We start from the raw sequence: 11,865 nt of genomic DNA on the forward strand, positions 1-11,865 counted from the left end.
TTAAAAATGCTTCCAGAAATCCCTGAGCCTATTTTATTAGCCAAAATTTTTGCCACGCTTACTTCTTTAGGACGTATTCATCCCGCTTCTACCGACGCTGTAACCTCGTAAATTGGCAGAGGTATTGAAGGCAACGAGGTTATTTTATAACTGGAAAATTTGATCAATTCAAGCGGGATATTCCCTACGCTGCTATTAGCACAGCTTTCCAGGACTTAATCCGGCAACTTTTGAGTGAATCTGACGCAGACATCGGAATTTGGAAAGCACAAATTTTGGAAGTCTTGGAACCTAATGGGCAGGTCATAATTGACGTAATCCCTGAACTAGAAAAAATTATTGGTAAACAGCCGTCTGTTGAAAAACTTGGAGCTAATAAAGCTCAAAATCGATTTAACTTATCTTTTCAAAGATTTATTAGCGTTTTCAGTCAGCAAGAACATCCTTTAGTCATGTTTCTTGATGATTTACAGTGGGCAGATTTACCTTCACTGAAGTTAATTGAACAGTTAATTCCCGATTTTGATAGCAAATATTTATTGATTATAGGAGCTTATAGAGATAATGAAGTCAACCCAACTCATGCTTTAATTCTGACGTTAGAATCAGTTAAAAAAGCAGGTGTTAGGGTGAATGAAGTCATCCTAAAGCCCTTGAGATTAGAGCAAATAAATCAATTACTTGCTGATACACTACTTTGTTCTACAGAAATCTCAACACCGCTAGCAGAATTACTAGCCAATAGAACTCAGGGCAATCCCTTTTTCTTAACTCAACTGCTAAAATCTCTGTACGATGAAAACCTTATATCCTTTGATTATATTGGACGCTCATGGTGTTGGAATATTGAGCAGATTTTAAGGACAGGCATTACTGATAATGTCATAGACTTGATGATCAGTAAAATTAATAAACTTAGTGAGAATACCCGGAATGCTTTAAAGTTAGCAGCATGTATTGGTAATATATTTGATCTAGAACTCCTCTCCAGCATTAGAGATAAATCTAAAACCTCTATAGCTCAAGATATTCAACCAGCTCTTCAGGAAGGGTTAATTGTCCCACTGAGCTATGATTACAAAATTCCCTTGCTTTGGGAACAAGGAGAAATTTCAAGTGATTCTTCAGCCGTCTCTTCTATTTTTATTCCTAGTTTTCCTTCCGTTATTCCCTACAAGTTTTTACATGACCGAATTCAGCAAGCGGCTTATACCCTAATTGCAGAAGAAGAAAAGAAGCTCATTCATCTGCAAGTCGGAAGACTTTTGCTGAAGAATATGAGAAAAGATAAAAATGAGGAAAATATTTTTGATATTATCAATCAACTTAATGAAGCAGCATCTCTCATTACTGACCAATTAGAAAGAGATGAGTTAGCTCAATTAAATCTTTACGTAGGAAAAAAAGCTAAGGCATCATCTGCTTACGAACCAGCATTGAAATATTTAGAGACTGGATTAGAACTTCTAACAAAAAATAGCTGGGAAAGCCAGTATGAATTGACTATAGAGCTTTATTTAGAAACACTTGAGGTGCTGTACTTAAACACAAAATTTGAGAAAGTAGAAGAGCTTTCCATATTTATTCTACAACACACTCAGGAAATTCTTGATAAAGTAAAAGTGTATCAAGTAAATATACTAGTATACAATTCTAAATCCCAGGAGCAACAAGCAATAAATACTGCTCTTAAAGCTTTAGCGGAACTAGGCATAGAAATATCTCAAGAGCCTAGTGAAATAGAAGAGAGAATTAGGCAAGAACAAATATTTCTAGATATCTTTTTGAAAGAAGTACCAGTTCAAAGTTTAGCGAATCTTTCTCCAATGACTGATCCATATAAATTAAGGGCTATACCATTATTGCAACAAATTATAGCCTCTACAATAATCACTAATTTCCTCTTGCATATTGAAGTTGTTTTAATTCAACTTAATCTTTGCCTAAAATATGGCAACCCTCCTCAAGCACCCTGTCCTTATATATTTTATGGAACGTTTCTCTGCAAAGGAATAGAAAATATTGGTTTAATGAGAGATATTCATTTAGGCAATGAATTTGGAGAATTGTCTATTAGTTTACTATTTGAATCTCAACTTCCTGAACTAGAGACTCTAGTTATTCATATTTACTATGCGTTTATATATCAATGGAAAAACTCCCTCAGAAATAATATTGCATTAGAACGGTTAATCAAGGCTTTTCAAAGGGGATTAGAGACTGGGGATTATCAATATGCTTGTTTTGCATCTGCAAGCTTTTGTCTTATTAAATTTTTCGGAGGGTATCATCTAGAAGAAGTTTCTCAGGAGCTTGCAAAATATACTAGGCTAATGAAGAAATTAAAACAAGAATATAGTTACTCTTCTGTAACTATATATGAAAAAACCACGATCAATTTAATTGAAGGATATGAAAACAACTTTTGCTTAGTAATTGGTCGTAATCAAGAAGAAGAAGAGGAATGTATAAAAACTGCTAATACTTGGCTTTTATGTTGGTTGTGTATTGCCAAAATAATTACACATTATATCTTTAAAGAAAACGATTTAGCTATTGGTAATGTATTGAGAATTGAAAACTATGTTGAATATCTTAGTTCACACTTAAATCTATCACAATATAATTTTTTCTCTTCTCTATCACTGCTTGCTAATTATGGTATTCTAGATGTATACTCACAAGATAAGTTTTTGAAGCTAGTAGATAAAAATCAGGAAAATATGAAAACCTGGTCTAGCTACTGCCCAGAAAATTTTCAGCACAAATATGACTTAGTAGAAGCGGAAAAAGCTAGAGTATTAGGACAAAATTGGCAAGCAGAAGAATTGTATGAAAAAGCAATTCAAGGTGCTAAAAAACATGAGTTCATCCACGAAGAAGCTATAGCTTACGAACGTGCAGCAGAATTTTATCTTGCCTTGGGTAGAGAAGAAATAGGAAAACTATACCTGAGAAATGCCCATCATTGTTATAGTCGCTGGGGTGCAAAAGCCAAAGTTAAAGCCTTAGAATCAGAATATCCCCAGCTTCTGATGGGTATAACCAACCGAAAAGAAGTCTTAAGTATGACGACAACTGAATATACTGGTGGTAGTAATCTCCAAGTACTAGATATCATCACAGTTACCAAAGCCTCTCAAGTATTAGCTGGTGAAATTAAACTAGACAAACTACTGGCTAAGTTAATGAAAACTGTAATTGAAAATGGAGGCGCTCAAAAAGGCTTTCTGCTCCTAGAAAAAGATAATAAATGGGTGATCGAAGTTGAAGGGACAGTAGATTCTGATGATGTTAATACACTACAATCTATCTTAGTAGACTTCGTAGATGACTTAACTCACCCCCCCCTCTTGTCATCTGCCATTATCAACTATGTTGCTCGCACGCAGGAAAGTGTAATCCTAAATGATGCTGCTCATGAGGGACAATTTACTAGTGACCCTTACATTATTGCTACTCAACCCAAATCCGTTCTTTGCACACCCTTACTCAATCAAGGCAAGCTTAACGGCATCTTATATCTGGAAAACAATTTGACTACTGGCGCTTTTACACCTGATCGCCTAGAAGTTCTAAAACTCCTATCTTCTCAAGCCGCAATTTCTCTTCAAAATGCTCAACTTTATGTTGCACTATATGAGAACGAGAAAAGATTAGCTCAATTTTTAGAAGCTATGCCCATAGGTGTCTTTGCACTTAATGCTAAGGGCGAACCCTACTATGCAAATCAGGCTGCCCAGCTAATCCTTGGTAAGGGAATCGTAACTGGAGCCACAACTGATCGATTGACCGAAACCTATCAGACCTATTTAGCAGGGACAGACCAATTATACCCAACTCAACAACAACCCATTGTACGAGCCTTAAATGGCGAAAGTACGACTACGGATGATATAGAAATTCACCAAGTTGATAAAACAATTCCTTTAGAAGTATCAGCTACCCCTGTTTACGATGAGAAGGGCCAAATTGTCTATGCGATCGCTGCCTTTCAGGATATCACCCAACGGAAACAAGCCGAAGCGGATCGGGTTCAGTATACCCAAGAACTAGCTCTCAAAAATCTTGCTCTAGAACGAGCTAAAGATGAAATAGAAGGGTATAGCCGGACTCTAGAACAAAAAGTCTCAGAACGCACACAAGAACTGTCACAAACTCTAGAAATTCTCAAAGCCACCCAAGCAGAACTGCTATTTGAAAACGAGTTACTCAGAAGTACCGAACAAGCCAGCACCTTTGACTATCAAGTGGGAGGAAGTTTGCCGATGGATGCTTCCACTTATGTAGTGCGTTCCGCAGATCGTTACCTCTACAAAGCTTTGAAGCGCGGAGAGTTTTGCTACGTTCTCAATCCCCGGCAGATGGGAAAGTCCAGTCTCATGGTACGCATGATTCACTACCTCCAGCACGAGGGGGTTTGTTGTGCGCCGATTGATATGACCCGCATTGGAAGCGAAAATGTTACCCCGGATCAATGGTATAAGGGATTAGCCTCTGAGTTAGGGCGACGTTTGGGTTTACGAAGCAAAGTTAACCTAAAAGCTTGGTGGAAAGAGCGAGATGATATTTCTCCAGTTCAGAGGTTGAGTGAATTTATCGAAGAAGTCCTGCTAGTAGAAGTCGGGATAGAAAATGACATTCCCTCAAAACAACTGGTCATTTTTATCGATGAAATTGATAGTGTCTTAGGTTTAAATTTCTCAGTTAATGACTTTTTTACCCTGATTCGCTACTGCTACAACCAGCGCAGTCTCAATCCACGGTATAAGCGTTTGACTTTTGCTTTTTTTGGTGTCGCTACCCCCTCAGATTTAATTAGTAATATCCAAACAACCCCCTTTAACATTGGTCAGTTTATTCAACTGGAGGGCTTTAAAGAGCATGAAGCCCAACCGTTGCTGCAAGGATTGGCAGAAAAAGTGAGTAATCCGCAAACCGTGCTTAAAGAAATCTTAGCCTGGACGAACGGGCAGCCTTTTCTTACCCAAAAACTCTGTAAACTCATCCGCAATACTTCATCTCCTATTCCCAATGGCGGTGAAGTCTCCTGGATTGAGAATTTAGTGCGGACAAATATAATAGACAATTGGGAATTTCAGGATGAGCCAGAACATTTGAGAACCATCCGTGATCGTCTTCTCAAGAGTAACAAGTCTGTTCAACTACTAGAAATTTTTCGACAAGTTTTGCATCAGGAAGAAGTTATCACCGTTGATAGCCTAGAAGAAAAGGAATTGCTCTTGTCAGGTTTAGTAGTCAAACAACAGGGAATTTTGAGAGTCCAGAACCGTATTTATAAATTGATCTTTGACCGCAGTTGGGTTGATCTCCACATTTAGGAAGGAGTTTGTTGATATTCTCCTTCGCCTACCTCTTCAGGCAAAGAGCGTTGGCTGGGAAAGCCGTTACGTCTAAGTGCAAATTTGGCTTTGTCAAGGCAATCCTGTTGAACTATAAGCGATCTGAGTATGCAAAATATTATCTAATTATAAGAATTATACAAGAGATAAGTCATAACAAAATTAGTCACAAGTCAGAAATAAGTCAGTAAATCTCAGGTTTGAACTCAGTTAGCAGTGGAGTTTGATGAATATATGGGGTTCAAACAGGCTGAACCTTCTGAAAACAAAGATTGTGAGTACAAAGATGGTAATCCAATATGTAGCTGATTTTTCTGATTACTATTTTGGCAAGTCTAAGACTTTCACTAACCAAAAGGAAATAGCTTTGTTGCATGAAACAAAAAAAGACAACCCTTTGCTTGGTGAAATTGTGATTTAGTTTTCAATTTTGTAGCTTTAATTTTGAATTGGAGCAAAGCGACTTGACGTATTGAGCGCAGATTCTCATCTTTTGGATATATTTCAATATGAAATCATGCTCAAAATTTATTCCAACAAACGTATCTATTATGTTATTCAGCATAAAAAAATAGAGGTAGATCACAACGAAGGTTAAGAACCAACGAAGAAATCAGGATTTCGCGTTTGATTATTTTTTAAGCTCCAAAGCGATGCCTGCGGCGGGCTTTGCCTACGCCTAAATTTTTCGCAATAAGCAAGAGTTAATGACATAATTTTAACTCTATTGAGAATATACTTTGCTTATTGACATGATGCGGCCGCCCTGCGAAAACTACCCTTCTTCATTTCTTTCTATACATACTGACTTGTAAAAAAGGCGACGCAATAATTGAACCACAAGAATTATATCGATTACCTGATTAAGTCGGGCTTGTAGTTAAACGAAATATTGCACACATGATAAAAATAGTACATTGCTTTGCGAAATATCCTCGATTATCAAACACTAAAATAATAAGGAATCGCAATGGTGTTAGAGATTGACATAAATAATTTTGCCTATCAAAAATTTGGTGGCGATCCTAGTATATGTGTCGCTGTAGTTGATGGACCTGTTGACCAATCTCACCCCTGCTTTGACGGAGCTAATCTGACTCAGCTTCCAACCTTGGTTTCTAGTGTTGCCGATGGAGGTTCTGCATCCCAGCATGGAACTCATGTTGCCAGCATCATCTTTGGTCAACATAACAGTGCTGTTCCTGGTATTGCACCTCATTGTCGAGGCTTAATTGTACCTGTGTTTACTGATGGAAAAGAAGGAAGACTTGCGCCTTGTTCCCAAATAGACCTTGCACGGGCAATTACGCAAGCAGTTGAGCGGGGAGCCAATGTGATCAACATTAGTGGTGGTCAGTTGGCTACATCGGCTGAATCTGATCGATTACTGGCGAATGCCGTCCGTTTGTGCCAAGAACACAACGTTCTGATTGTGGCTGCTGCGGGTAACGATGGCTGTGATTGTCTCCATGTTCCGGCTGCCCTTGAGTCGGTACTGGCAGTAGGGGCAATGGATGCCCAAGGCAATCCAATTGGATTTAGTAATTGGGGTCAAGCTTACCAAAACCAAGGGATTCTCGCTCTGGGTGAAAGTATTTTGGGTGCTATCCCTGGGGATGGGACTGCGGTTAAAACGGGAACAAGCTTTGCGACTCCCATTGTATCGGGTATTGCTGCTCTGTTGCTAAGTATTCAACTGCAACGAGGGGAAAAGCTCGATCCCCATGCTATCCGTGATGCCATTCTCCAAAGTGCCTTACCTTGCAACCTGTCGAAAGGGTCAGATAGCCGTCGCTGTCTGGTTGGTAGCCTGAATATTTCTGGAGCATACGCCCTCATTACCAAAGGAAAACTTAAACCCATGACAAACCACAAACTAGAGGAAATCATGATGCAACCTACTGAAGTTGACAATGTGATCGCACAATTTCAGCCCAGTGAAGTGATTGAATTCGAGTTGAAACAACCGGTTCCCCAGTCTTCAGCGATTAGTGTGCAGGCTGCGGAAATGAATCAATCAACAACTATGCCAACAACTATGTCAATGAAAGAAACCCCAATGATGATTACTGCTAGCAACCAAGCAAATTCTTCAGTAGCTCCGTCTGAGTGTGCTTCTTGTAGTGGTAGCAAGCAAATTCAGTTAGTTTATGCTTTAGGAGAGTTAGGTTATGATTTCGGGACTCAAGCCCGTCAAGATTCGTTTACCCAAGCCAAGCCCAGGGACATGAGTCTGCTGGACTATCTGGAGCAAAACCCTTGGGAAGCACAATCGCTGATTTGGACGCTGAATCTCGATGCCACGCCCATCTATGCAATCTTGCCTTCTGGTTCTTATGCCAGTGTCACTTATGAGCGACTGCGCGCCTTCTTGCGCGACGAGAACATCGAGCGGGTTTCGATTCCAGGGTATATAGCTGGCAGTGTGAAGCTGCTTTCGGGTCAAACCGTTCCTGTCATCATTCCAGAGGTGCGAGGGATATACGGATGGTCAGTTGCCGCGTTGATTGAAAATTTAAGACAAGTTTATTCAACAGGTCCCTCAGAAGAAGAATATGGCAATAAGATTCGAGAATACCTGGAGCGGATCTATTATGAGTTTCGCAATCTCGGTGTCACCCCCCAGGAACGGGCGCTCAACTTTTCCGCGACCAATGCTTTCCAGATAGCCGATGTGATGTCTACTGGTACGGCTGCCGATATTGGGTTGGATACTATCACGGTGGAGAAGAGTCCGATCTGTCGGGCTGATTCTGAGTGCTACGATGTGAAACTTCAGTTTTTTAACTTACAGGATAGCCGTAGAGCTGGAAAAGTGTATCGGTTCACAGTAGATGTCAGCGATGCAATTCCAGTTTCGATTGGTACGGTGCGATCCTGGTCTGTTGCTAGTTAACAGAACTTAATAGGAGTAAAAATCAATCATGCTACTGCCCATACAAGCACCACCGACAATTAGAAAAGTCAGCACAGCGAAAGTTTTAGACACGATAGCAGGGGTTAATCCCTCACAAAACTGGCAGTTACAATGCGCTCTTTGTTGTGAGAGCGGCGGGGGAGCGGCTTGTAATTCGATTCTTCCAAGCTGTTCCTGCCCATCGTAAGAAACTACTCGATCTGTGAGGGAGGGTTTTCCCGCTCGCACCTCACAGAACAAATACTCAAAACGAAAGCAAGGAGAAACGATATGCTACTACCTAATCAAGCCCCCACAGGCTTGCTTCGATGATTGCATGGCAAATACATATGGCGTTCCTCAATGTAAATCCGCGTACCAATCAAGAGATCCAGGGGAAATAGCTTCTTGTCTAATAAATTTTGGGTTCAATGTTTTCCCTTGGGCGGTGGGCTTAAACATCTCTCAGTGTGGAGCAAAGTGTATTTTTGGCTAAGACCATGAAAACTCCAACAATTGCTATTTCAGTTATGCGGAACCATCGGTTCAAACGAGTGTTTTTAACATACTGAGTCGAATGGCACCGTTTCAAGTGAATAACCAATAACCTAAGTAAAGGAAAAACAATCATGAAACTTCCAATCCAAGCACAACCTATTTTGAGAAAGACGAGTACATCGGTTGCAATGGGAGGAGTAAAACCGCTTGAGTGCACATCCTGGTACGGTACAGCACCTTACTGTAATGCTCATTGCTCTCAGTGCCCTGACGGTTGGAGATGTGAGGAGAGCGATTGTGGCGATGGAGCTTGTTGCTGGAGTGGGAAAAAAGTCCGCTGCTGTCCTCCCTAATCATCGAATTCGACACAATTAAAGTGCGATCGCTAAGCTTTCTTAGGGTGCGTTACTTCGTTAACGCACCATCTAATTCCTACCTTTCCATTCAGTAAATCATTGAAAACTAAGGAGAAAATTTGATATGGATCTTGTACAACAAGTTATTGCATTGACAAACACTGAACGTGCTAAACATGGTTTAGGAGCATTGCAATGGAATGAGCAACTGTTCAAAGCGGCGCAAGGACATTCTCAAAACATGGCACACGGCGATTTCTTCGAGCATGGTGATCCCGTTAAACGTGCCAGAGAGCAAGGATATCCATCTTCCTCTGTTGGAGAGAATATTGCGGCAGGCAGACCTACGCCAGAAGGTGTAGTGGAACAGTGGCTTAATAGCCCAGGACACCGCGCCAATATTCTTAATTCAGACTATACAGAAATTGGCGTTGGTCATTACTATCTAGAGAACGATCCAGGTCGATATCAATACAAACATTACTGGACGCAAGTCTTTGGAAAACGCTAACCCAAACTCAGCGCGCAAACTAATGAGTCATCCTTAAAAACTTTATGATCGAGAGTAGAACGTGCTTAAGTTCTACTCTCGATCATAAAGTGCGATCGCAATCTCCCGTAGGTTGGAGAGTCACTACGTTGGGAGGGTTCCCCTCGTTATAGCAAGTGACGTTGGAGGCTTTGCGTAACCCAACATTATGATATTGGTAAAATAAAGATTCTTTAAATCACAAAAATATATAAATTCAACGATTAAGAGACGTTTCAAACAATTTATAAAATGTTGGTTTACAACGCAAATCTAGATTTTTCATATGGCTGCAAATATCTCTTGTGCGTTTCCACGCAACCCTTCAATGCTCTATGAACAGACAAGCAATCCCATTTTCCAAGCCCCCATCCTGGCGCGATCGCATTAGTCAATTCTTCCGGTTTAAACAGTTGGGAACGAACTTCCGCACAGAATTACTAGCTGGCTTTACTATCTTTATAACCACGGCTCCGATTCTGGTCGTGAATGCTCATATTTTAGGAAATGCGATATTTCTACAGCAGGCTGGAGATTTATTTGAGCAAATTTTGGTGGCACTTGCCCTTTGTGCTGCGGTATCTAGCTTCTTAATTGGACTATTAACTAACTATCCTTTTGTCCTGGGATCGGCGACTGGAGCCGCCGCACTATTTACCTTCTCTATCGTGCTAGGCATGGGAATGAATTGGCGATTGGCACTAACTGCTGTCCTAGTTGAGGGAATCCTCTTCACAGCGTTGTCTGTCAGTCCACTCCGTCGCCAACTGCATAATGCCATTCCCAATTCGCTAAAACAGGCGATGGTGATTGGCTTGGGTCTGTTTCTCTCATATATTGCGCTGTCGGGAAAAGTAGCTTCTCCCCAGGTCGGTGCAGGGATCATCGTTGCGAATACTGCCACGCTGACCAGTCTGGGAACACTGAAGCAGCCCGCTACGCTGATTGCAATTTTTGGGATTTTATTGACGATACTGCTCACGGTGCGGCAGGTCAAAGGCGCATTTCTGTTCGTGATTTTTGGCACGGCTGCGCTCGGTTGGCTGACAGGAGTAGCACCCTAAAGGCATTCTCGCCCTGCCCCAGTTGCCTCAAGACTTGATTGGGCAAGCGATCGTTGGAGTACAATATTTCACTGGGTCGCAACTGGGAAATTTTGTGGCAGTCGTCTTTGTGCTGCTATTTATGTCCCTATCCGATGCGATGAGTTTCAATGTGTTAGGGCGACAAATCGACTGCATCCAGCCCGACGGTGAACTATGCCGCTCCAAACAAGCCTTATTATCCAACGCACTCGGAACCGTCTTTGGTGCGATCGTGGGTAGTACTCCTGTCATGCCCTATCTAGTAGCTGCTTCTGGCATCTTTGAAGGCGGGCGTAGTGGATTCGTCGCGATCGTGGTTGGGTTACTCTTTCTCATTTCGACGTTGTTCACGCCCTTATTTGCCGCGATTCCTGCGTTTGCTACTGCTCCTATTCCGCTGATGATTGGTGTCTTAATGATGAGTGGTGTGCGTTTGATCAATTGGAATGATTTAGCAGAAGCAATTCCGGCATTCCTAGTCATTTTAATTACACCCCTAACTTTTTCGATCGCCGATGGCATGGCAGCAGGCTTTATTGCTCATGCGGTTGCAACCGTTGCTCAGAGAAATCGGCAAGGGATGCGATCAAGTCTAGTTCTGGCAGGTATTGCTGTAGCTTACTTCACGCTTATCACGATGCAGGCTTAGTCTCAGTAAGATTGCTAGTGGATAAATTTTTTTTTACAGAGCAACAGCCAATCAATCCAGTTTCTTCAAACTTTTCATAAAGGCTTTTTTCTTCACTATGATTTTCTGGTCCTGATTTTGAATAGCATTTTTTGAGTAACTTAATAAATTCAAATAGTAAGATTTGAGCTTCTTCTGGTGACGTATTAATATCTGCGTATATTTGTTTAAATTTAGGCATTATAATTAACTCCTAAACTTGCGTATTTTGGTTATTAGTACCTTTGTTACGGAAATTCGGGAGTGATTGAAGAATACACACCGAATATATGACAACGGACTGTGACTTTCGCTGATGGTGAAAGGATGTTGGGGTAGAACTGGCGAAGACACTGTTGGCGAAATATTGCTTAACATTAAAAAGCGATAAAAATTAATCAATTTGGAGAAATCGTGAGTGACTTCTTGCAGCAGTTTTGACACCAATCAGAAACTGTCAACTAGAAGTTT

At 40.9% G+C, this 11,865-nt stretch carries 7 protein-coding genes and 1 pseudogene; 7 read left to right on the plus strand and 1 reads right to left on the minus strand.

Translation table 11 applies throughout. The features are described from left to right. Positions 1–134: 134 nt before the first annotated feature. The 7 genes and pseudogenes from LC586_RS42295 to LC586_RS41010 all read left to right on the plus strand — a co-directional run. A pseudogene (locus LC586_RS42295) lies at positions 135–5,342 on the plus strand (AAA-like domain-containing protein); the annotation flags it as partial. Between the two features lie 307 nt (positions 5,343–5,649). Beyond that, positions 5,650–5,784, plus strand: a complete 135-nt coding sequence (locus tag LC586_RS41000) for a hypothetical protein (RefSeq protein WP_267921798.1) — start codon at positions 5,650–5,652, stop codon at positions 5,782–5,784. A gap of 549 nt (positions 5,785–6,333) precedes the next feature. Further along, positions 6,334–8,259: a PatA/PatG family cyanobactin maturation protease gene (locus LC586_RS37465; RefSeq protein ID WP_229490755.1), complete on the plus strand. Its 1,926-nt coding sequence runs from the start codon at positions 6,334–6,336 to the stop codon at positions 8,257–8,259. A 705-nt stretch (positions 8,260–8,964) separates the two neighbouring features. Beyond that, positions 8,965–9,132 (plus strand): hypothetical protein, encoded by a 168-nt coding sequence (locus LC586_RS37470; protein WP_229490757.1) that lies wholly within the window; start codon positions 8,965–8,967, stop codon positions 9,130–9,132. A gap of 105 nt (positions 9,133–9,237) precedes the next feature. Next, the gene (locus tag LC586_RS37475; protein WP_229490759.1) at positions 9,238–9,624 is read left to right on the plus strand and encodes a CAP domain-containing protein; all 387 of its coding nucleotides are present in this window, start codon (positions 9,238–9,240) and stop codon (positions 9,622–9,624) included. 353 nt (positions 9,625–9,977) lie between these two features. After that, positions 9,978–10,706 carry an NCS2 family permease gene (locus LC586_RS41005; RefSeq protein WP_267921799.1) on the plus strand — a complete coding sequence of 243 codons (729 nt, stop codon included), beginning with the start codon at positions 9,978–9,980 and terminating at the stop codon, positions 10,704–10,706. 22 nt (positions 10,707–10,728) lie between these two features. Continuing rightward, positions 10,729–11,376 (plus strand): NCS2 family permease, encoded by a 648-nt coding sequence (locus LC586_RS41010; protein WP_267921800.1) that lies wholly within the window; start codon positions 10,729–10,731, stop codon positions 11,374–11,376. Here the strand turns inward: LC586_RS41010 and LC586_RS37485 are convergent. Further along, the gene (locus tag LC586_RS37485; RefSeq protein WP_229490761.1) at positions 11,360–11,596 is read right to left on the minus strand and encodes a DUF2281 domain-containing protein; all 237 of its coding nucleotides are present in this window, start codon (positions 11,594–11,596) and stop codon (positions 11,360–11,362) included. The two genes, LC586_RS41010 and LC586_RS37485, sit on opposite strands and share 17 nt — an antisense overlap. Between the last annotated feature and the right edge of the window lie 269 nt (positions 11,597–11,865).

Origin of the sequence: Nostoc favosum CHAB5714 (genome assembly GCF_020829495.1) — a bacterium.
Classification (GTDB): Bacteria; Cyanobacteriota; Cyanobacteriia; order Cyanobacteriales; family Nostocaceae; genus Nostoc; species Nostoc favosum.

What these genes read in the sequence shown, in the direction of transcription:
- LC586_RS41000 (WP_267921798.1), top strand. Translation starts at nt 5,650, where the DNA reads ATGGTAATCCAATATGTAGCTGATTTTTCTGATTACTATTTTGGCAAG.
- LC586_RS37465 (WP_229490755.1), top strand. Translation starts at nt 6,334, where the DNA reads ATGGTGTTAGAGATTGACATAAATAATTTTGCCTATCAAAAATTTGGT.
- LC586_RS37475 (WP_229490759.1), top strand. Translation starts at nt 9,238, where the DNA reads ATGGATCTTGTACAACAAGTTATTGCATTGACAAACACTGAACGTGCT.
- LC586_RS41005 (WP_267921799.1), top strand. Translation starts at nt 9,978, where the DNA reads ATGAACAGACAAGCAATCCCATTTTCCAAGCCCCCATCCTGGCGCGAT.
- LC586_RS37485 (WP_229490761.1), bottom strand. Translation starts at nt 11,596, where the DNA reads ATGCCTAAATTTAAACAAATATACGCAGATATTAATACGTCACCAGAA.